This is a genomic window from Aeromonas sp. QDB54 (assembly GCF_027707385.1).
Lineage (GTDB): Bacteria > Pseudomonadota > Gammaproteobacteria > Enterobacterales > Aeromonadaceae > Aeromonas > Aeromonas hydrophila.
The window spans coordinates 98,412-120,049 of record NZ_JAPCIT010000004.1; the positions used below are offsets into that span (position 1 = coordinate 98,412).

19 protein-coding genes are annotated in these 21,638 nt (G+C 64.0%); 9 read left to right on the forward strand and 10 right to left on the reverse strand.

Features of this window, described 5'->3' with window-relative positions:
* Positions 1–32: 32 nt before the first annotated feature.
* Both PG881_RS05300 and PG881_RS05305 read left to right on the forward strand, forming a co-directional pair.
* Positions 33–2,039, forward strand: a complete 2,007-nt coding sequence (locus PG881_RS05300) for a methyl-accepting chemotaxis protein (protein ID WP_270798445.1) — start codon at positions 33–35, stop codon at positions 2,037–2,039.
* 279 nt (positions 2,040–2,318) lie between these two features.
* Positions 2,319–2,609 (forward strand): hypothetical protein, encoded by a 291-nt coding sequence (locus PG881_RS05305; protein WP_270798447.1) that lies wholly within the window; start codon positions 2,319–2,321, stop codon positions 2,607–2,609.
* A gap of 65 nt (positions 2,610–2,674) precedes the next feature.
* Here PG881_RS05305 and PG881_RS05310 read toward each other — a convergent pair whose 3' ends face one another.
* A complete protein-coding gene (locus PG881_RS05310; protein WP_011705509.1) occupies positions 2,675–2,863 on the reverse strand; it encodes a hypothetical protein in 189 nt (62 codons plus the stop codon).
* Positions 2,864–3,148: 285 nt separating this feature from the next.
* Complete coding sequence (gene speA / locus PG881_RS05315) at positions 3,149–5,050, reverse strand: biosynthetic arginine decarboxylase (protein ID WP_024943754.1); 1,902 nt, start codon at positions 5,048–5,050, stop codon at positions 3,149–3,151.
* Positions 5,051–5,077: 27 nt separating this feature from the next.
* Here speA and PG881_RS05320 point away from each other — a divergent pair, with 27 nt between their 5' ends.
* From PG881_RS05320 to PG881_RS05330, 3 genes are all read left to right on the forward strand, one after another.
* A complete protein-coding gene (locus PG881_RS05320; protein WP_270798449.1) occupies positions 5,078–5,335 on the forward strand; it encodes a hypothetical protein in 258 nt (85 codons plus the stop codon).
* A 782-nt stretch (positions 5,336–6,117) separates the two neighbouring features.
* A complete protein-coding gene (gene pepT, locus PG881_RS05325) occupies positions 6,118–7,341 on the forward strand; it encodes a peptidase T (protein ID WP_270798451.1) in 1,224 nt (407 codons plus the stop codon).
* Between the two features lie 141 nt (positions 7,342–7,482).
* Positions 7,483–9,183 carry a lysophospholipid acyltransferase family protein gene (locus PG881_RS05330; protein ID WP_270798453.1) on the forward strand — a complete coding sequence of 567 codons (1,701 nt, stop codon included), beginning with the start codon at positions 7,483–7,485 and terminating at the stop codon, positions 9,181–9,183.
* An 86-nt stretch (positions 9,184–9,269) separates the two neighbouring features.
* Here PG881_RS05330 and PG881_RS05335 read toward each other — a convergent pair whose 3' ends face one another.
* From PG881_RS05335 to PG881_RS05350, 4 genes are all read right to left on the reverse strand, one after another.
* On the reverse strand, positions 9,270–9,581 hold the full coding sequence (locus PG881_RS05335) for a SelT/SelW/SelH family protein (protein WP_270798455.1): 312 nt from the start codon (positions 9,579–9,581) through the stop codon (positions 9,270–9,272).
* Positions 9,582–9,618: 37 nt separating this feature from the next.
* Positions 9,619–10,740 carry an adenosylhomocysteinase gene (locus PG881_RS05340; protein WP_226033293.1) on the reverse strand — a complete coding sequence of 374 codons (1,122 nt, stop codon included), beginning with the start codon at positions 10,738–10,740 and terminating at the stop codon, positions 9,619–9,621.
* A 186-nt stretch (positions 10,741–10,926) separates the two neighbouring features.
* Positions 10,927–11,664, reverse strand: a complete 738-nt coding sequence (locus tag PG881_RS05345; RefSeq protein ID WP_270798460.1) for a hypothetical protein — start codon at positions 11,662–11,664, stop codon at positions 10,927–10,929.
* Complete coding sequence (locus PG881_RS05350) at positions 11,664–12,224, reverse strand: YceI family protein (RefSeq protein ID WP_029303418.1); 561 nt, start codon at positions 12,222–12,224, stop codon at positions 11,664–11,666. Before PG881_RS05350 ends, PG881_RS05345 begins: the two co-directional genes overlap by 1 nt.
* A 110-nt stretch (positions 12,225–12,334) precedes the next feature.
* Between PG881_RS05350 and PG881_RS05355 the strand changes: the two genes are divergently transcribed.
* Positions 12,335–13,237: a LysR family transcriptional regulator gene (locus tag PG881_RS05355; protein WP_270798464.1), complete on the forward strand. Its 903-nt coding sequence runs from the start codon at positions 12,335–12,337 to the stop codon at positions 13,235–13,237.
* Positions 13,238–13,266: 29 nt separating this feature from the next.
* Here the strand turns inward: PG881_RS05355 and PG881_RS05360 are convergent, their stop codons facing one another.
* On the reverse strand, positions 13,267–13,683 hold the full coding sequence (locus PG881_RS05360) for a hypothetical protein (protein WP_270798467.1): 417 nt from the start codon (positions 13,681–13,683) through the stop codon (positions 13,267–13,269).
* Positions 13,684–13,749: 66 nt separating this feature from the next.
* Here PG881_RS05360 and PG881_RS05365 point away from each other — a divergent pair, with 66 nt between their 5' ends.
* Complete coding sequence (locus tag PG881_RS05365; protein ID WP_270798469.1) at positions 13,750–15,480, forward strand: formate--tetrahydrofolate ligase; 1,731 nt, start codon at positions 13,750–13,752, stop codon at positions 15,478–15,480.
* Positions 15,481–15,722: 242 nt separating this feature from the next.
* Here the strand turns inward: PG881_RS05365 and PG881_RS05370 are convergent, their stop codons facing one another.
* Positions 15,723–17,378 carry a methyl-accepting chemotaxis protein gene (locus tag PG881_RS05370; RefSeq protein WP_076359907.1) on the reverse strand — a complete coding sequence of 552 codons (1,656 nt, stop codon included), beginning with the start codon at positions 17,376–17,378 and terminating at the stop codon, positions 15,723–15,725.
* A 413-nt stretch (positions 17,379–17,791) separates the two neighbouring features.
* Positions 17,792–18,448, reverse strand: coding sequence for a GTP cyclohydrolase I FolE (folE, locus tag PG881_RS05375; protein WP_011705496.1), 657 nt, complete (start codon positions 18,446–18,448; stop codon positions 17,792–17,794).
* A gap of 305 nt (positions 18,449–18,753) precedes the next feature.
* Between folE and moeA the strand changes: the two genes are divergently transcribed.
* Both moeA and moeB read left to right on the forward strand, forming a co-directional pair.
* A complete protein-coding gene (gene moeA / locus PG881_RS05380) occupies positions 18,754–19,980 on the forward strand; it encodes a molybdopterin molybdotransferase MoeA (RefSeq protein WP_270798473.1) in 1,227 nt (408 codons plus the stop codon).
* A complete protein-coding gene (gene moeB / locus PG881_RS05385) occupies positions 19,977–20,732 on the forward strand; it encodes a molybdopterin-synthase adenylyltransferase MoeB (protein ID WP_270798475.1) in 756 nt (251 codons plus the stop codon). The genes moeA and moeB overlap by 4 nt, the downstream gene beginning before the upstream one ends.
* Before the next feature lie 79 nt (positions 20,733–20,811).
* Here the strand turns inward: moeB and PG881_RS05390 are convergent, their stop codons facing one another.
* Positions 20,812–21,588 (reverse strand): alpha/beta fold hydrolase, encoded by a 777-nt coding sequence (locus PG881_RS05390; RefSeq protein WP_162901982.1) that lies wholly within the window; start codon positions 21,586–21,588, stop codon positions 20,812–20,814.
* Positions 21,589–21,638 lie beyond the last annotated feature (50 nt).

A 21,638-nucleotide genomic window follows, 5' to 3' on the forward strand; every position in this document is an offset into this window, starting at 1 on the left:
GCTACACGCCCCGTCGGGGCCCGAGGCTTCATATGAAATGGATATTCACGCCCGCCATCCGGCTCGGCAATCAGCTCTCCTTCAAGTACAAGTTTTTGCTCTGGTCCTGCCTGATGCTGCTGCCGCTCGCCTACAGCATGACCAACCTGCTGGGTCGGCTGCAGGACGACAACGCCCAGGCCCGCAAGGAGCTGGCCGGCGTGGTCAAGCTGGCGCCGCTGCCCGCCATCGAGCAGGCCCTGCTGACCCATCGCAACCTGGTCACCCGGCACGGCTATGAACAGAACCCGGTCGGCGAGGAGGAGGTCAAGGCCGCGGCCCGGGCCGTCGATGCGAGCCTGGCCGCCTTTGCCGCCACCAAACAGCAAAACCCCGTGTTCGATACCCTCGCCCAGGAGTGGTCCAGCCTGCAAAACGAGGCGCTGGGGCTCGAGGTGGATCAGAGCAACCTGCGCCACGACAAGCTGCTGACCGAGGTACGCCACCTCTACAAGAGCATCACCGCCGCCAGCAGCCTGGTGCAGGATCCCGCGCTCGGCACCTACTACATGGTGGTGCTCGCCAGCGAGCGGCTGCCGCAGCTGCGCGATCTGCTGGCCCAGGTGCGGGACAGAGCCGCCACCATCGCCGACTTCGGCCTGTTTCAGGCCCAGGGCTACAGCGCCCTGCGCTTTCGCCTCGACCTCATCAACGCCACCCTGCAGGAGCTGGAGGCCGACCTGACCCTGCTCTATGAGATGGCGCCCGCCTATCGCAGCGAACTGGGCCAGCAGACCGACGCCCTGCTGCAGCAGGCCCATCAGGGGGTCGATACCCTGGAGAACAAGATGATGAAGGATCAGCAGGTGCAGCTCTCCAGCAAGGAGGTGCTGGCGCTGGGGGATGGGCTGGATGCCGCCATCACGGCGCTGGCGGGCCAGGTGCGCCAGCGGCTGGAGGCAGATCTGCACCAGCGCATGACCGCCAACCAGCGCCACTTCTGGTGGGTGACCGGGCCGCTGACCGCCATCCTGCTGGTCTATCTCTACCTGATGATCGGCGCCTATCTCTCCTTGCGCGGCACCGTGGGCCGGGTGCGGGAGATCGCCGCCCGGGTCAACGCCCAGGATCTCAGCCAGCAGATCGAGATCGTCGGCCAGGATGAGCTGGCCGCCATCAGCCGGGATTACAACGTGACCCTGCAGACCCTGCGCACCCTGATGCTGCGGGTGCGGGAGAACGGCGTCAGCGTGGTGGAGAGCGCCACCGAAATCGAAGCGCGGACCTGCCGCTCCCAGGAGGTGATCGCCGATCAGCAAGGGGAGACCCATCAGGTGGCCACCGCCATCAAGGAGCTGGCCGCCACCTCCCACGACATGGCAGGCAACGCCCAGCAGGCCGCCCGCATGACCCAGGAGGCGCAGGCCGTGGTGGGTCAGGGCGAGGCGGTGGTCGAGCGTACCATCAAGGCCATCGACCACATCAACCGCGAGGTGCTGCGCACCGCCGAGACCATCGGCCAGCTGGAGCAGCAGTGCAGCCAGATTGGTGGCGTCATCGGGGTGATCCGCGGCATCGCCGAGCAGACCAACCTGCTGGCCCTCAACGCCGCCATCGAGGCGGCCCGCGCCGGCGAGCAGGGGCGCGGCTTTGCGGTAGTGGCCGACGAGGTGCGCTCGCTGGCCAACCGCACTCAGGGGGCCACGGTCGAGATCCAGCAGATGATCGAGCAGTTGCAAACCGGCGCCCGCGCCTCGGTCAGCGCCATGTCCGCCGCCAGCCGCGAGGCACAGGAGGGGGTTGGTCTGGCCCAGGAGGCTCAGCATGCCTTTGGCGCCATCACCGAGCGGGTAGGCAGCATGGTCGACACCAACTCGGTGATCGCCAGCGCCATCGAGCAGCAGGGCGCCGTGGTCAACGAAATAGAGCGCAACGTGGTGCGCATCTCCGATGGCAGCGACGAGGCGCTGCAGGTGGCCAACGCCGCCCGCGACGCCGCCCGCCAGATCCACCAGCTCACCGAGCAGCTGCGTGCCATGGTGCAAAGCTTCGTACTCTGAGCCAGCGCCCGTCACCTATGCCAGCCCCCTGCCGGGGCTGGTTTTTTTTGCCAATTCAGACGATCGGGCAACATTGTTTTTCTTGGCGAAAAAAGTATCGACGACCCATTGTGCGCTGAGGAGAAAGCGGGGTAATCTTTAGCCACAACAAGATTCGAACGTTACCTTTTTGCCTGCCACAGGCCCGGGGATCAGTTCGATGCCCGAGAGGCAGTTCGACAAAAGTTCGACGAGAGGAAGCTCGCATCACGACACACAAGTTCAGGCGAGGTATCGCAAATGGCGAAGTACCAGTTTTTCTCTATCCCGGCCTCCAACCGGCAGCAGCACACCTTTATCGACATGGCCTCCCCCACCTTCCTGCCCGAGAAAGAGGCGCTGCTGGCACAGGGGTTCGAGGTGGAAGAAGATTTCATCGACGCGGCCAACCCGCGCGAGGCGGTGGAGAAGTATCGCTCCAACTTCCTCTACGTGGCCGATGAGATAGGCAAGTCGGACGCCGGTTACGCCGCGGCCATTGCTGTGCAGGCGCTCGGCAAGGGACTGCTGGGGCAGAAGCAGGGCAATTGAGCAGATAAATGAAGTGCGGCCATCGGCAAGCTGCCGATGGCCGCAGGCAATGCTGGCAATGTAGTTCAGCAGCGGGCGAGCTGGCGGAGCATCTCGATAAGCTCCTCTTCGCTGCTGGGCTCATAGGCCAACTGCAGGCTCGGCGCTGCGCCCCCCATCAGCATGTAGACGTGGGTGCTGCAGTGATCGTAGTGATACCACTTACCGTCGATACAGACGTCGGTGTAGCATCTCGGGTCCCTTTCAAGTTCCATACGCACATCCTTTTGTTACATCCCCTCAACATCACTCTGACCGTAAGATAACCCGGCCACTGCAAACTTGATGCAGATCAAGGGAAGCGACGGCCGCCCCGGATATCTGCCGGATCTGCGGCCCATGGGGCCCAAAACCGACATCCGCCAGCCGCCCCCAGCCCAAGACTCACTCCGCCAGCGCCTGCTGCGGCGGATCGTGCGCAACAAAAACGGCGCCCGCAGGCGCCGTTTTTTTATCTCCGCGCCACGTGGTCTCGCGGGGCGGGTGAACAAGCCTCAGGCTTATTCGTCTTCCAGGTAGGCGTAGCCTTGCAGACCCAGCTCCAGCTCGTCGAGCAGGGCCTTGCGGGTCGCGTCGTCCAGCGCCGGGTGGGAGACGATGCGCTGGTAGTTCTCGCGGATGACGGACGGGTCGATGTTGACGTAACGCAGCAACTGATCGACGGTGTCGCCGCGCACCACGTTGCGAATGTCCATCTTGCCTTCATCATCGAGCCACACTTCCGCGCAGTGGGTGTCACCGAACAGGTTGTGCAGATCCCCCAGGATCTCCTGATAGGCACCGACCAGGAAGAAGCCGACGTGGCACTCTTCGTTCTCGCCATAGACCGGCATCGGCAGGGTGCTCTCGACCCCCAGACCGTCGACGTAGTGCTCGACCTGACCGTCGGAGTCACAGGTGATGTCCATCAGGATGCCGCGGCGGGTGAGCGGACGCTCGAGACCGGCCAGCGGCATCACCGGGAACACCTGACCGATACCCCAGGCATCCGGCAGGGACTGGAACAGGGAGAAGTTGGCAAAGCACTTGTCAGCCAGTTTCTCGGAGAGCTCGTCAGCCAGCGCGCGGTGGTTGCGGTTGACCGGGTTGAGCAGCTCTTTGAGCGCCAGACAGGTGTTCTGGTGCAGCATCTCGGCCCAGGCGCGTTGCTCCAGGTTCAACAGGCCCATGGTGTACTGGGTATTGACGTCACCCAGGTCTGCCACCGAGTCGTGGAAGATCTCCAGCAGAGAGGGATCTTCGCTGCGCAGGTCCAGCCAGCCTTTCCACATGTTCTGCAGAATGGTGGGCGCATCGTCGTCCGGTGCGCTAATGTCGTTCATCTCCACCCCTTCGGCACCAATGATGTTGGTAACCAGCACGGCGTGGTGAGCGGTCAGGGCACGGCCAGACTCGCTGATGATGGTCGGGTGCGGCAGGTCGAACTCGCGGCAGACATCGCCGATGCCCCACACCACGTTGTTGGCGTACTCGGAGAGGCTGTAGTTGGCGGAGCAGTGGCTCTGGGAACGGGTTCCCTCGTAGTCCACCCCCAGGCCGCCACCGACGTCAACCACTTCGATGTTGGCACCGAGGCGACGCAGTTCGGCGTAGAAACGGCCGCACTCGCGGATGCCGCCCTGGATGTCGCGGATGTTGGCGATCTGGGAACCCAGGTGGAAGTGCAGCAGTTGCAGGCAGTCCAGCTTACCCAGCCCGCGCAGACGCTCGATCAGCGCCAGGATCTGGGAGGCGGAGAGACCGAATTTGGACATGGAGCCGCCGCTCGATTCCCACATACCGGAGCCGGTGGAAGCGAGCTTGGCACGCACCCCGATGTTGGGTTTGATGTTGAGACGAGCTGACTCGTCCAGCACCATTTCCAGCTCGGAGGGCTTCTCCACCACGATGTAGACCTTGTGGCCCATCAGGTTGCCCAGCAGGGCGTGGCGGATATATTCGCGGTCTTTGTAACCGTTGCAGACGATCACCGAGCCTTGCTCATGGTGATGGGACAGCACGGCCAGCAGTTCCGGTTTGGAACCAGCTTCCAGGCCAAGCCGGGGCTTGTCGCTGTAGGACTGGCTGATGGTCTCGATGACGCGACGCTGCTGGTTTACCTTGATCGGGTAAACGCACAGGTAGTCCCCTTCATAGCCTGACTTCTCGATGGCCTGACCGAAGGCGTTGAACAGCGCATCGACCCGACTCTTGAGGATGTCAGGGAAACGCAGCAGTACCGGAGTGGTCAGCCCGGATTGACGCAACTGTTCGATGGCGTCGGAGAGCACGATCTGTGCATCAGGGCGTGATTTGTCGGGAGCGACGGTCACATGACCGGCGTCATTGATGTTGAAAAAACCCGCACCCCAGTAGGGAACGTTGTAGACCTTCAAGGAGTCCTTGCTGGACCAGTTAGTCATGGGCTATGCCTCGCAAATGAGCGGCCGGTGGCCGCCTTCGTTACCCTCAATCACATCCAGACCATCGATGACAAGGTGCGGCGCGCCGAGGCGGCCTGCCGGCTCGGGAAGGGCGACTCCTGCAACCTGCGTGCACTACGCGGCGGGTTGACTCGGGCCCTTCCGTCACATCCCTTGCACATCGCGGCAAGCCTAGGCTGCCTGGTGGATCTTGGGGAAGTAACGAGTCTTGATGTGGGGCTGGTGGCTTTACATCAAGCTCAACGGTATGCGGTGCTGCACTAACAGCGCCGCGGTACTTTGATGACGGACAGCATCAGCCACGCGGTCCGTTCATCATTCGGCAGCCATCACGACAGCAAGGGAAGGTTCCAAGGAAGAGAAGCGAAGGCGTCAGCACGCGTGCGTGTTGATAGACGACAACAACCACAGCCAGCTCAGCACCAGTGACCGCCCATGACAAGGGAAGATGATGAGCCGTTGGCTCACTCGGTCAGCTGGACATTGAGTGTCCGTTGTTCTCCCTGATACCGGAGCCTAACCGGTATTAAAGAAACCATACCCTAGCAGTGTCTGTCGTTGCTGCGTGCCTCGCCCTATAGGCGTCTGATCTTCCGGGAGTCTGGCGGCCTCTGCCTGCTCAGGGTTACCCTTGGATCGGCGCGGAGTGTACACACTTACCGCCAGCGGTGACAATAAAAAATAGTGTTCAAAAACTGCTTTTAATAAGGCGATCAAATCTTGCTGCCAGCAGGCCTGGCATGCGGGGGAACAAGTCCGTCCACCCCCTCTTTTCCACCCTGAAAATAACGCCGGTTTGCGCCATCCGTTGTCGCCCCCGACACCCTCAGTACTGAGCGCCTGCCGAGCCACATCACAAGCCGCTTAAAAATGTCAGCAATTGGATATTTTATGCTGCGCTTGATATCAACAACCAGAGCCTGAACCACCTTACACGTTTACAGCCAGATCTTCGCCAAAAAATGCGGCAAAAACTGCGCTGACGCAAAAAGCCGCGCCGCCAGATTGGCCACAATGGCCCCTCCCCACCGGTACGAGGCTTGCCAATGGATACCTTGCTTGAGCGTTTTCTGCGTTACGTGACTTTTCATACCCGCTCCGATGCGACCAATCCCGCCTGTCCCAGCAGCGAGGGACAGCTCGTCTTCGCCCGCGCCCTGTGCGACGAGATGGAGCAGATGGGGCTGAGCCGGGTCACCCTGGACCAATACGGCTACCTCACCGCCTGCCTGCCGGGCAACCAGCCGGACGCGCCGGCCATCGGCCTCATCGCCCACATGGATACCGCCGACTACGAGGCGGCGCACGTGGTGCCCCAGATCATCGAAAACTATCAGGGCGGCGACATCTGTCTGGGCAAGGGGGACGAGGTGCTGGCCATTCGCGACTACCGCTTCCTGAAAAACTACCTGGGGCAGGATCTCATCACCACCGACGGCAGCACCCTGCTGGGAGCCGACGACAAGGCGGGCATCGCCGAGATCCTCACCGCCATCGACCACCTGCTGGCCCACCCCGAGATCCCCCGTGGCGATGTCTGGGTCGGTTTTACCCCGGACGAGGAGATAGGGCGCGGCGCCGACCGCTTCCCGCTGGACCGCTTCCCGGCCAAATGGGCCTATACGGTAGACGGCGGCGAGCTGGGTGAGCTCGAATACGAGAACTTCAACGCCGCCAGCGCCACCGTGCGCTTTATCGGCAACAACGTGCACCCCGGCACCGCCAAGGGCAGCATGATCAACAGCCAGACCCTGGCCGCCCGCTTCCACGCCGCCATGCCCGCCGAGCAAACCCCGGAGGCGACCGACGGCTATCAGGGCTTCTTCCACCTGGCCCAGATGAACGGCACAGTGGAAGAGACCAGCCTGCACTACATCATCCGCGACTTCGACGACGAGGGCTTCGCCGCCCGCAAGGCCCAGCTCAAGGAGCGGGTCGCCTCGCTGCAGCTGGAGGCCCCCAGGGCGCGCATCGAGCTCACCCTGACCGACAGCTATCGCAACATGCGCAGCCAGATCGAGCCACACATGCACATCGTCGAGCTGGCCAAGGCCGCCATGCAGGCCGCCGACGTCACCCCGAGGATCAAACCCATTCGTGGCGGTACCGACGGGGCGCGGCTCTCCTTTATGGGGTTGCCCTGCCCCAACCTGTTTACCGGCGGCCACAACTTCCACGGCAAGCACGAGTTCATCCCGCTGCAATCCATGGAGAAAGCCGTCACCACCCTGGTGGAGCTGGTGCGCCTGACTTCGGCCTGGCGCGGCTAAACCGGCCATCGTCACCGCCATGACCCAAGAGGGGAGCCGGTTAACCGGCGCCCCTCTTTGCCATCAAACTGTCATCCCGCTGCCATGGGGCGGGAACAGAAGGGCGTCAGGCTAGGGCAACGACTCATCGGAGCCCAGCCCATGTTCAGTGTCGATGCCCTGCTACAACAACACCTGCCCCGTCTCTCGGCCCACGGCCTGCTGCGCCCCCTGCTCCGGCAGGGGCTGCGCTGGCTGCTGCACGAGCAGGCATTTCAACGCTTTGCCACGAGTCATCCTCACCTGCGCGGACTCGACTTCGTCGAGCAGGCGCTGACCGAGCTCGACTTCGACTACCGGGTGAGCGAGGCCCAGCTCGAGCACATTCCGGCCAGCGGCCGGGTCATCATCGTCGCCAACCACCCCATCGGCTCCCTCGACGGGCTGGCCCTGCTGCGCCTGCTCGGCCGCATCCGGCCGGACGTCAAGATAGTGGCCAATCAGCTGCTGGCCCAGCTGACACCGCTGCGCCCCCTGCTGCTGCCGGTGGACAACCTGAGCGGCAAGACCGACCGGCGCGCCATTCTGGCGATGGGGGAACACCTGGCGAGCGAAGGGGCGCTGGTGATCTTTCCCGCCGGCGAGGTGTCGCGCCTCGGCCCCAAGGGGGTCAAGGACGGCCCCTGGCAGGCAGGCTTCATCAAGCTGGCCCAGCGCACCCGCACCCCGCTGGTGCCCATCCACCTGGACGGGCGCAATGGCCTCTCCTTCTATCTCGCCGCCTGGCTCCACAACGACTGGGCGGGGCTGTTGCTGGTCAAGCAGCTGTTTCGCCAGCAAGGGAAACGCCTCGGCGTCACCATCGGCGCCCGCATTCCGGTGAGCGGAGTGCAGGAGCTGCCCGCCAAGAGCGCGGCCCGGCTGGTGCGCAGCCACCTCTACCGGATCGGACGCGGCAAGCGGGGTTTGCTGGCCACCGAGGCCCCCATCGCCCTGCCGGAGGAACGCCGTCAGCTCAAGCAGGCCATCGACGCCTGCGAGGCGCTCGGCCATACCCCGGATGGCCAGGGGATCTACCTCTACCGGCGCCACGAGCTGAGCCATTCGGTGATCCTGCGCGAACTGGGGCGCCTGCGGGAAATCGCCTTTCGGGCGGTGGGGGAAGGCTCCGGCAGGCGGCGGGATCTCGACGCCTTCGACGATGACTACCACCACCTCATTCTCTGGGATCCAGCCCGGCTCGAGATCATCGGTGCCTACCGTTTCGCGCCGGTGGCCGAACTGCTGGCCAGCAAGGGGCTTGGCGGCCTCTACAGCCACACCCTGTTCGGCTTTGAAGAGAAATTGCTGCCCAGGCTGGCGCTTGCCATCGAGCTTGGCCGCAGCTTCATCCAGCCCGCCTACTGGGGCAAGCGGGGGCTCGATTATCTCTGGTTCGGCATCGGCGCCTATCTGGCGCGCTATCCCCGCTATCGCTACCTGTTTGGCCCGGTGTCGCTCTCCGGCAGCCTGCCAGCGGCGGCCAAGGATCTGCTGGTGAGCTTCTATCGCCAGCACTTTGCCCCCGAGCTCGCGCTCGCCCCGTCGCGCCGCCCCTACCCCGCCACGCCGCCGCTGTTTACCGGGCTGGATTACGGCGCCGATCTCAAGGAGCTCAAGGCCCGCCTCGACAACCTGGGTTGCGCCATTCCCACCCTCTACAAGCAGTACTCCGAGCTGTGCGAGCCGGGCGGCGTGCAGTTCATGGATTTTGGCATCGACCCCGACTTCAACCACTGCATCGACGGCCTGGTGTGGGTGGATGTGAGCCGCCTCAAGCCCCACAAGCGGGCCCGCTATATCGGCCTTCCCGCAGAGGAATAGCCGGGCACAACTGCCGACCGTTGACTGGGCGCCACAACGAGAGAGGGAGGCCTGCGCCTCCCTCTCTTTGTCATTGATGCTGTGGCCTACTCGGCGGCCGGCTTGCGATCGGCGTGGCCCAGGTCGCGTTCGGGGGCGATGACATCGCGCACCCGCTGCTTGATCTCCTTGGCCTCGGGGAAGCCATCGTCGGCCACCCGATCCCACACCAGCACCCCGTCCACCAGGATGCGGAACTCCCCCTTGCTGGCCGGCACCAGCGCCACCTCGCCGAGATCGCTGTCGAAGGTGGAGAGCAGCTCCTGGGCCAGCCAGGCGGCGCGCAGCATCCAGCGACAGAGGGTGCAGTAGCGGATCTCGATGCGGGGTTTGGCGGAGGGCAGCGTCGTGTCGCTCATGTGGTCACTCCATCAATGGCGGCTAAGAAAAAGGCACTCACTGGGCGACCCCGTGGAAGTCGGCCAGCCAGTGGCGGGCAATGGTGCGCATGGTCGACTGCGGCAGGTCGAACAGACCGGGGGCCAGCGGCTGCAACGCCAGCTGACGCACCCCTTCGATGATCTCCGCCAGCACCAGATAGACATATTCGCCGATGACGGCGCCGTGGACGAAGTTGACCGCCTCGCCCCGGTTGAGCAGGAAGATGGTGCTGCCGTCGGGGCGGGTCAGTGCCAGCACGTGGGGGCACACCTCCTCGCTCGGCCAGGGTAGCTGTGAGAGGCAGAACGCAAACTCGTCGTCCGCCGAGGTGACCGAGGCGACCATGGTGCCGGGGCGCAGCTGCTGCAGATCCGCCAAGTCCAGCGCCCCGTTGCCGGTGGAGCAGATCACTAGCTCGGCCCGACCGAGGGCTTCGGCCTTGCCCACCAGCTTGAAGCCGTGGGAGAGCGCCTCCACCTGGCGCAGCACGTCGGTCTCCACCAGCTCCAGGTGCAGATTGCGGCACCTGAGCTCGCGGGCGATGCTGCGGCCCACCTTGCCGTAGCCGAACAGGGCGGCCTGGCAGACATTGAAGGTACGGTTGAGGGTGCGGGCCAGGGATTCGGCGGAGTAGACCACGCTCAGGCCAATCTGGATATCCTCGGCCTGCTTGAGGGGGCTGCGCGCCACCGAGATGACCGGGGTGGCCAGCACCTCCTGCTCGTAGCGCTGATGGCCGTTTTCGGTCATCTCCACCACCCCGAGGAAACGGGGGCCGAAATACTCGCTGAGGGTGACCTGGGTCTTGGCGAAATAGCCCCCGATATCGAGGATGATCAGCCGCTCATGGGGCGCCACCAGCGGGGCTATGTGCTCGATCACCCCCTGCGGGGTGTTGGTCCACTGGCGATTGAGGGGCAGTACCGGGTAGTGTTGCTGGGCCCAGGTCAGGGTCGGTCCATGCACCGACTTGGGTTTGGGCAGGATGGCGCCGATCCGCCCGATCTGATCGAGGGCCTGGATAAACTGGGGGCGATCGGGAAGCAGATGGGTAACCAGCAGGATGCAGAGCCCGTCGAGACGTCCCTGCTCGGTGAAATGGCGAAAAAACAGATGCTCAGATCCTTGACTGCGCAACTGTGGCCTCCTTAGCGCGCCGCAAACAAGCAGGCAAACAGAACCCGGTCAGACCGGGTTCTGTGTGTGTCCAGATAATTGAAAATCCTTTTTATCTGAAAGCACTATGGGGCTCAATCTTTATCTGTGCAGACTATGACGAAGTCGGCAACTTTCGGGTTAATTGTCTGTTTTTTATGCTAAAAATCAGTACAACGAGGCTTCCGGCCACACCTTCCAGAGGCTGAGTCCGGCCCCCACGCCCGCCAGCAGGATCAATACGAACCAGCGCTGGATCCAGGGCTTGCTGCGCAAGGTCCACTCCAGCAGCGGCAGCAGCCAGACCGGCAGCAGCACCAGCAGCGGCACTTCCACGTATTGCCAGGCGAGCATCTGCACAAAGGCCAGCGCCAATCCGAGCGCCGCGGGCGCCACCTGGCTGCCGGCAAAGGCCCCGAGCAGGGCACGGAAACCGGCGAACGCCGCCAGCGCGCCGGCCAGCTGGGCAATCAGCAGGCTGCCGTCGATGCCGATCACCAGCGCCAGCCAGATGAAGCCGAGGGCAAAGCCGAGCCCCTCACGGCTGTCACCACGCAGCCCGGTCCATCCCAGCCAGGCGATGGCAGGCAGCAACGCCAGCCAGATGGCAGGCTCGCTCGCCAGCACCGAGGCCAGCCCCTGCCACCACACCAGCGCCCCCAGAGCGGCAAACAGCGCAAGTGCCGCCCGCTGGTCAGCCAGCTGCGCCGCCAGGGCGGGCACCAGCAGAGTCAGTGGCAGCCACTGCCACGCCTTGACCGGCAGCCCGTAGGCACCGCCCAGCAGACAGCCCACCAACCAGAGCGCCAGGGCGCCCCACAGATACCCCAGCCGCGGCCAGCGCCACGACAGCAAAGCGGCTCCCAAAGGAGCCGCCAGGGTTTGCAGCAGGAGTGCCGCGCCCATTACTTGCGCACGCCTTCGACGAACAGATTGATGCTCATCTCGTCAGGGATGTTCGGCACCATGTAGTTCACGCCAAAGTCGCTGCGCTTGATGGTGGTGGTGGCGTTGAAGCCGCTGCGGTAGCCACCCCAGGGATCCTTGCCTTCACCGATGTGGACCAGCTCGAAGGCCACTTCCTTGGAGACGCCGTGCAGGGTCAGGGTGCCTTTCAGTACGCCCTTATCCTTGGTGCCCTCGTAGCCGGAGCTGACGAAGGTCATCTTGGGGAACTGCTTCACGTCGAGGAAATCGGGGCTGCGCAGGTGTTTGTCGCGCGGCTCGTGGTTGGAGTCCACGCTGGCGGCATCGATCTCGAAGCTCGCCTTGGCCGCCGCCGGGTTGGCGTCGTCCATGCTGAAGGTGCCGCTGAAGGTATTGAAACGGCCCACCAGTTCGGAGAAGCCGAGGTGACCCACCTTGAACTGCACCGTGGTGTGCGCCGCATCGACGTCGTAATCGGCTGCCATCAGGGGAGCCGCCATAAACAGGCAGGAGGCCAGCAGGGCCTTGGTCATTTTCATCCGTTCGTTCCTTCATATTGGGGGTTCACAACAACAGCCAAGATGCTAACCTCCATATCGGAATAGATAATCAGCGATTTATTAAAATAATTATCAACTGAGAGTGAAAGATGGACCAGATAGCCGCCATGCGCACCTTCATCAAGGTGGTGGAGTGTCAAAGTTTTACCAAGGCCGCCAACCAGCTCGGCATCTCGGTCGCCATGACCTCCAAGCTGATGCAGCAGCTGGAGGAGTCGCTCTCCACCCGGCTGCTGTCGCGCACCACCCGCCAGGTGAACCCCACCGAGGCCGGCCAGTTCTACTACCAGCGCACCCAGGCGCTGCTGGCGGAACTCGAAGAGACCCACAGCCAGCTGACCCGCAACAACCAGCAGCCCCAGGGCACCCTCAAGCTGTCGGTGCCGATGGATTTTGGCTACCTGCACCTCTCACCCGCCCTGCCGCTGTTTCGTGAACGCTACCCGGATCTGAAGCTGGAGATAGAGTACAGCGACCGACGGGTGGCGCTGGTGGAAGAGGGGTTCGATCTGGCGCTGCGCATCGGCAACCTGCCGGACTCCTCCCTGGTGGCCAAGCCGCTGGCCATGATGCGGCTGGAGGTATGTGCCAGCCCGGCCTATCTGGCACGCCGAGGCACGCCGAGCACCCCGGAGGATCTCAAGCAGCACGACTGCCTGCTCTACACCCTGACCCAGCCGGACTGGGTGTTCAAACGGGATGGCGAGCAGCTGAGCGTGCGCCCGCAGGGGCCGCTGCGGGCCAACAACGGGGTGGCCCTGACCCGGGCGGCCTGCGACGATCAGGGCATCATACTGCAGCCCACCTTCATCGTCGGCGATGCGCTGCGCTCCGGCGCCCTGGTGTCACTGCTGCCGGAGTGGGAGAAGGGGCAGGTGGGGCTCTATGCCCTCTATCCGCACCGCCGTTTCGTCTCGGCCAAGGTGCGCTGTTTCATCGAATTCGTGCAGGAGCGCTATCTCGCCCCCCACTACTGGGATCGCAAGGCTTAAGACTTGCAGCGACCGAGGTGACGGGATAACTATGAGGCGACGCTATCGGCAGGCAGCGGCAGCTCGGCCACCAGCAGCAAGTCGCGCAGGCTCAGCTGCCAGCGCGGCAGGCGCTGGCGCAGGGTCGTCAGCTGCGCCTCGTCAAAGGCATAGGGCAGGGTGATGTGCAGGCAGTGGCAATCGAGCATGCCGGCCAGCTGCAGGGTCAGGATGAGATTGGCTTCGTCGGTCTTGTGCTTGTTGATGCGCTTGCCCAGTTCATGGCGAAAGTGGGTCTCGGGATCCTGGGTCATCGCCTGCCAGCCATAACCAAACAGCGGGATGAAGGCGCTGACGACCCCCAGCGCGGTCAACGGCTGTTTGGGCGGGTGATAGAGGGTGTTGAGATCCAGCTCGATGGGCGTTAGATGCAGCTCACGATTGCCGGACAAAATATTATTACTCATTGGATAACCCTGTTGATTCCACTAGACTGCGCCGCATATTTGACCTGACATGCCAACGAGGTGCTGATGCTAAGCGATATCGAGATCTCCCGCCAGTCCCCCCGTCTCTCCATTCACGCGCTGGCCGAACGCCTCGCCATCCCTTCGCACCAGCTCCATCCTTACGGTCACTACAAGGGCAAACTCAGCCTCGAGCTGCTCAAGTCTCTCCCCAAACCGGCGGGCAAGCTGGTGCTGGTGAGCGCCATCACTCCCACCCCGCTTGGCGAGGGCAAGACGGTGACCACCCTCGGCCTCTCCATGGGGCTCAACCATATCGGCCAGCCCAGCATCGCCACCATCCGCCAGCCGAGCCTGGGCCCGGTGTTCGGGGTCAAGGGGGGCGCCGCCGGTGGCGGTCACGCCCAGGTGGTGCCGATGGAGGAGATGAACCTGCACCTCACCGGTGACTTTCACGCCCTCACCGCCGCCCACAACCTGGCGGCGGCGGCCCTCGATGCCCGCCTGTTCCATGAGCGCAAACTCGGTGACCAGTTCAGCACCAGAACCGGCCTGCAGCGCCTCGATATCGACCCGGCCAACATCCTCTGGCCGCGCACCCTCGACATGAACGACCGCGCCCTGCGCCACCTCACGATTGGACAGGGGGGCGCCGCCGATGGCGTCGAGCGCCAGGATCGCTTCGTCATCACCGCCGCCTCCGAGCTGATGGCCATTCTGGCGCTGGCGAGCGATCTGAAAGACCTGCGCCAGCGCATCGGCCGCATCCAGCTGGCCCGCGACCTGCACGGCAAACCCATCACCGCCGAGCAGCTGGAAGTGGCGGGCGCCATGACGGTGCTGCTCAAAGAGGCCCTGCAGCCGACCCTGATGCAGACCACCGAGCAGACCCCGGTGCTGGTGCACGCCGGCCCCTTTGCCAACATCGCCCACGGCAACTCCTCGGTGATCGCCGATCGCATGGCCCTCGGCCTCACCGATTACGTGGTGACCGAGGCGGGTTTTGGCTCCGACATGGGGCTGGAGAAGTTCTTCAACATCAAGCATCGCCAGTCCGGCATCACGCCGGCCTGCGTGGTGCTGGTGGCGACGGTGCGCGGCCTCAAGGCCAACAGCGGCCTGCTCGACATTCGGCCGGGTCAGCCGCTGCCGGAAAGCCTGCTGCGCGAGGATCTGCCGACCCTTGAGCAGGGCTGCGCCAACCTCGGCTGGCACATCGCCAATGCCCGCCGCTACGGGGTGCCGGTGGTGGTCGCCATCAACCGCTTCCCCACCGACAGCGAGGCCGAGCTGGCCCTGCTGGCCCGCGCGGCGATGCGGGCCGGCGCTTGTGGCAGCGCCATCTCCAGCGCCTTTACCCAGGGTGGGGCCGGTGCCAGCGAGCTGGCCCAGGCCGTGGTGGCCGCCTGTGAGCAACCGGGCAAGGTCAAACTGCTCTACCCCGACGAGATGAGCCTGGACGCCAAGCTGGCAACCCTGGTGGAGTGCGGTTATGGCGGGCGCGGCGTGCAGCTCTCTGAGCGCGCGCGCCGCCAGTTGGCGCAACTCTCTGCCGAAGGATGGGATCACTTGCCGGTCTGCGTGGCCAAGACGCCGCTCTCCATCAGCCATGACCCCGCCCTCAAGGGGGTGCCGACGGACTTCGAGGTGCCCATCGAGGAGGTGAAGCTGTGCGCCGGTGCCGGCTTCGTCTATGCCCTGGCGGGCCCCATCATGACCATGCCGGGCCTTGGCAGCCTGCCGGCCTACCGTCATATCGATATCGACGATAACGGCGATATCGTCGGCCTGAGCTGATGGTTGATGGTGAGTGCCAGCTGCAGGCCAAGCCACCGCCTCGACAGCCTGCCACCGGTTACCGCCATATCAATATCGATGAAGATGGCGAGATAGTCGGCCTGAGCTAAATGGTCGGATAAAGGGTCTGGCGCCGGCCGATGGCGCTGCGCTCATCGACCCTGCGATCAACAAACCTGCCAGAAACAACAAGGCCCCGCCGATTGGCGGGGCCTTCTGTTATCTGTGACCAAGGGTCAGCCTTAGAGGGTAAAACGCTGGGTCATATGGTGCAGCGTATTGGCCAGCTTGCTCAGCTCCACGCAGGCCTGGGCGGTCTGCTGGGCCCCCAGGGCGTTCTCGTCGGCCGCATTGTGGATATTGACGATGCTGCGGTTGAGCTCCTCCGTCACCGCGTTTTGCTCCTCGGTGGCGGTGGCGATCAGGGTGTTCATGTCAGTGATCTGGGTGACGGCACCGTTGATGGTGTCGATGCTGCTGCCCGCTTCCCGGGCCAGCCCCACGCTCTCCTGCATCTGCTGGCGACTCAGCTGCATGGCGCTGCCCGCCTCGGCGGTGCGCTCCTGCAACACCTCGATCATCTTGCTGATCTCGGCGGTGGAGTTCTGGGTGCGCTGGGCCAGGGAGCGCACCTCGTCGGCAACGACCGCAAAGCCACGACCCTGCTCGCCGGCACGGGCCGCCTCAATGGCCGCGTTGAGCGCCAGCAGGTTGGTCTGCTCGGCGATACCGCGAATGACGTCCAGTACCATGCTGATGTTGTTGCTGTCCTGCTCCAGCTGCTGCACCACGGCACCCGCCTGCTCAATCTTGACCGACACCTCCTCGATGCTGCTGATGGCGCTGCGCACCACCTGGTTGCCCTGGGTCGAGGTGCGGGAGGCATCCTTGGCCGCACTCATGGCGTCCGTGGTGTTGCGGGCCACCTCGTTGACGGTGGACTGCATCTCGTTCATGGCGGTGGCGACCTGAGAAACCTCGCTCTGCTGGCGAGCCATGCCGGTGGCGGATTGCTCGGAGATGGCGCTCACCTCCTCCACCGCGCTGCTGAGCTGGCTCACCGAGCCGGCGATCTCGCTCACCAGATCCGCAAGCGCACCCTGCATGCGATCGATGGCTGCGCCGAGCTGGCCCAGCTCGTCACGCTTGAAGCGACTGCCGCGGATCCACTCCTGCAGTTCGCCCTTGCCCAGATCACCGCTCGCGATGCGCTGCGCCTGACGGGCCAGCATCACCAAGGGATCGCGGATCTGGCGGGTCAGCACGGTGGAGAGCACGCCCGCCAGCCCCAGACCCAGCAGCAGGGCGATGATGATGCTCAGCTTGGCGCTGTCAAACGCCTCCACCACCTGGGCACGAGAGTTGACGGAGTAGCCATGGTTGATGCGGATCAGATCCGCCACCGACTTGGCCAGATTGGTATAGAGGGTGACCCCCTCGCTCATGAACAGCTGCTGGGCCTCGGCCAGCTGACCGCCATCCTGCATCAACCGCACCCGCTGGTGCAGGGCAACGTACTTGTCCCAATCCTGCTTGACGATATCGAAGGTGCGACGCTCCTCCACATCCTCTGCCCAGATGGTGGCGTCGTGGGCTTTGACCTGCCGGGCAACCTCTTGCAGGCTCTGCTCGCTGAGATCCCGATAGTGGGCCCGTTGCTGCGGGTCGGCCGCCACCAGAAACACATCCAGTTCATAGCGGCGCAGGGTGTTGATGGTCTCACCCAGGGTGCTGGTACGCACCACGGCGGGCAATATGCTGTCGGTAAAGCCGATGGCCGCCCGGTTCATGTTGCCGAACTGCAGCAACGAGAAGCCGCCGATGAAGGCCATCATCAGGCCGAGCACGGCAAAGCCGGCGGTGAGTTTCTTGCCAATGGTCATGGTACTGGTATTCATGGCATGTCCTGGATATGAGTGAACAGATAACGCTCGTCTGGACCGTAGCGATACGATCCGCGGTCACCGCCTCCATGGCGGCTCATCCAGCCTTGATGAATCTATGTCCTTGCATGAACGAGGCGAACAGTGTTGCCAAAGTGCCGAGCTGCCCAAGCGCCGAGCCCAAGCCACAATGACACATGGCAGGGAAACGGCAGCAAGACCCCGGTCGAGAGAGCCGCCGGAACAGGCACCTTGCTGGCTTGGGTGCACTCCCCAGGAGCGCACCCAAGCCATGAAACGATATATCGACCGGGCCTGCCAATCCCTTGAGGAAAATCGTCGGGGCAATCGGCGGGCAGTCAGGAGAAGGAAAAAAGGGGGGAAAAAGCGAGGAGACATGCCGCCGCGGCGGCACGTCTCCGGGCAGATCAGCGCTTCAGGCCGGCCAGGAATTCGGCACGGGTATCGGGCTGGGTCTTGAACACCCCACCGAGGGAGGTGGTGGTGGTGTAGGAGGTGGAGTCCATCACGCCGCGGGCCTTCACGCAGAAGTGGGTCGCCTTGATGCTGATGGCCACATCCTTGGTGCCGAGCAGGGTCTGCAGCGCCAGCAAGATCTGCTGGGTCAGTCGCTCCTGCACCTGGGGACGGCGGGCAAAGAACTGCACGATGCGGTTGATCTTGGAGAGCCCGATCACCTTGCCACGGGGGATGTAGGCCACGTGGGCCAACCCGTCGATGGTGACGAAGTGGTGCTCGCAGGTGCTGGTGAGGCTGATGTCCCGCACCATGATCATCTCGTCCACCTTCATCTTGTTCTCGATCACCGTCACCTTGGGGAAGGTGGCGTAATCGAGGCCGGAGAAGATCTCGTTGACGTACATCTTGGCGATGCGGTGCGGCGTCTCCGCCAGACTGTCATCGGCCAGATCCAGCCCCAGCGTCTCCATGATGGCGCGCATGTGACCTTCGATCTTCTCCCGCTTCTGCTGACCGTCCAGTGCATTGGCCACCAGAGGTGTTTCGAGGCCCTCGGCCTCGAGGGCGGCCCTGACCAACAGGGCTTCCCGACTTAAGCTCGTCATCTTGTTCCTCTCCCACGCTCAGGGACTGTGATGGCCGCCTTGTCTATGACGGCATTCTGTTTTGGCGCAATAGTAAACGGCGATTATTGTCATAATTCAAGCTAACTCAAGCCTGTTCCCTGACTTTATGCCAATCCGGCGAATTTTACCCCGCCGGCGCTCCCCATACGGGGGTACCCTTTCGCTCCGGTCGCAGCCTATCTGTGCAGCCAGTCGGTTTTATCCCGCTGCAACCTGCCCATCCAGCTGGATTTTTGGGATAATCCGCCCTCTACTCCCCCTCCATCACACAATGAGGTCATGACATGGGATTTGATACCAGCGGACTACTCCCCCTGAGCGACGCCCTGCAGGGCATGCTGGCACAGCTTGACGGCTGCTGCGACAGCGAACAGCTGCCCCTGCCAGAGGCCCTTGGCCGGGTACTCGCCATGGATATCGCCTCCCCTCTCTCCGTGCCTCCGTTCGACAACTCCGCCATGGATGGTTACGCGGTGCGGCTGGCGGATCTCGCTGGCGGCGCCCCCCTCATCATGGCGGGCAAAGCCTTCGCCGGTCAGCCCTATCAGGGTGAGTGGCCCGCCGGCCACTGCGTGCGCATCATGACCGGCGCCCCGGTACCGGCCGGGACGGATGCGGTGGTGATGCAGGAAGAAACGCAGGCCGACGGCGACAGGATCACCTTTTTGACCACGCCGGTGCCCGGCCAGAACATTCGCCGCCGCGGCGAAGACATCCGCGAGGGCGCCAGCGTGCTCGCGGCCGGTACTCGCCTCACCGCCCGGGAGATGCCGCTGCTGGCCTCCCTCGGCATTGCCAGCGTGTCGGTACGTCGGCCGCTAAAAGTGGCCATCTTCAGTACCGGTGACGAGCTCAAGCCGGTCGGCACTCCCCTCGCCCACGGCGACATCTACGACTCCAACCGCTACGGCGTGCGAGCCATGCTGGATCGCATGGGCTGTGATTGCCTCGACCTTGGCATCATCCCGGACGATCCGGCCCAGCTGCGCGCTGCCTTTCTGAAGGCCGATCGCGAGGCCGACGCCCTCATCACCACCGGCGGCGTCTCGGTGGGGGAAGCGGACTTCACCAAACAGCTGCTGGAGGAGCTCGGCGAAATAGGCTTCTGGAAGCTCGCCATCAAGCCGGGCAAGCCGTTTGCCTTCGGTCGCCTGCCCCACGCCTGGTTCTTCGGCCTGCCGGGCAACCCGGTCTCCGCCATGGTCACCTTCGATCAGCTGGTGCAACCGGCGCTGGCCAAGCTGGCCGGCCAACGCTTCGAGCGCCCGCTCCAGCTCAACGCCATCGCGGCCGAGCCGCTCAAGAAGGCGCCGGGCCGGCTCGACTTTCAGCGCGGCATCCTGACTCAGGGGCCAAACGGCCTGGAGGTGCGCAGCACCGGCTCGCAGGACTCCGCCGTGTTCAGCTCCCTGTCGCGCGCCAACTGTTACATCGTCCTTGAGCGCGAGCGGGGTCGTGTCGCGGCAGGCGAGACGGTCACCGTCGAACCGTTCGGGGGATTGCTGCTATGAGCGAGATCCTGAGCGATGCCGAGCTCTTGCGCTACAACCGCCAGATCATCCTCAAATCCTTCGACTTCGAGGGGCAGGAGGCGCTCAAGCAGGCCAGGGTGCTGGTGATCGGCGCCGGCGGCCTCGGCTGCGCCGCCAGCCAGTATCTGGCGGTGGCCGGGGTCGGCCAGCTCACCCTGGTCGATTTCGATCGGGTGGAGCTCTCCAACCTGCAGCGCCAGGTGCTGCACACCGATGAGCGCATCGGCCACTACAAGGTGGACTCCGCAGCCCAGTCCCTGCGCGCCCTCAACCCCTGGCTCAACGTGGAGACCCACGCCGCCGTGGCCGACGAGACGCTGCTCGATGCCCTGTTGCCACGCCACCAGCTGGTATTGGATTGCACCGACAACCTGGCCATTCGCAACCTGCTCAACCAAAAAGCCCGCCAGCACGGCGTGCCGCTGGTCAGCGGCGCCGCCATCCGGCTGGAGGGACAAGTCTGCAGTTTCACCTGGCAGGAAGGGGAACCCTGCTACGCCTGCCTCAGCGCCCTGTTTGGCGAGCAGGCCCTGACTTGCGTCGAGGCGGGAGTGCTCGCCCCCGTAGTGGGACTGGTGGGCAGCCTGCAGGCGCTCGAAGCCATCAAGCTCTTGGCGGGGATGGGCCGCAGTTACAGTGGTCGCCTGCTGATGATCGACGGCCTTGGCGGCACCTTTCGCGAGATGAAGCTGCCAAAACGCCCCGACTGCCCGGTCTGCTCGCACGGGTGAATCACCCCAGCGAGCCTTTGCACTAACAAAAAGCCGACCCCTGAGTCGGCTTTTTTATCCACCTTTACTACCTCCCCCCTCAATGGGTTGAGAGGATCCGCTGCAACAAATGATTGAAGCCGGAGGGATCTTCCGCCGGCCAGGCGTGGTGGCCGTTGGGGGTGTGGATGGTGGCGTTGGGCAGGGAGGCGAACTGCTCCACCCGCTTGGCCAGCGGCAGATAGTCGTGACTGGTGGAGATGATGGCCACCGGCTGCCAGATGTTGCCGAGCCGGGCGCGCACCGACCAGCCGGGCAGTGCCTCCAGCAGCGCCTTGTAGGTTTTCTTCTTGTTGCGCACGAAACGCAGCCGGAAGGTGTGACGCACCTGGGCAAGGTCGGGGCCGGGAAAGAGCTCGCGGCCAAGCCACCAGGCGAGCGGCCGCAGGCCGAACCAGCGCAGCCACTTGAGGCGCTGGGCAAAGCGCTCCTGCTCTTTTGGCGTCTCCAGCAGAAATTCGCTGAAGCCGTTGACCAGCACCAGCCCCTGCACCTTGTGGGGCAGTTGCAGTGCCAGCTCCAGCGCCACCATGGCCCCCAATGACAATCCCACCACCCAGGCGGGCTCAGGCTGTTCGTCCAGCCAGTTCACCACGTCCGCCGCCAGGGTCGTCACATCGAACGGCCCCTCCTGCATGCTCTGTCCGTGGCCGCGCAGATCCAGCGCCACCACCCGGTAGTGCTCGGAAAAGCGTTCGATCTGCGCCTGCCAGTCGAGGCTGGAGGAGCCCAGCCCGTGCAGCAGCAACAACAAGGGGCCCTCCCCCGCGCTGCGCAGGGCAAGACCGTTGGATTTCATCACCTGATTGCGGCGCATCAGTTCATTGCCTCTCGACTCATCCGCTGAACCATCCTGATTTTCTGCCT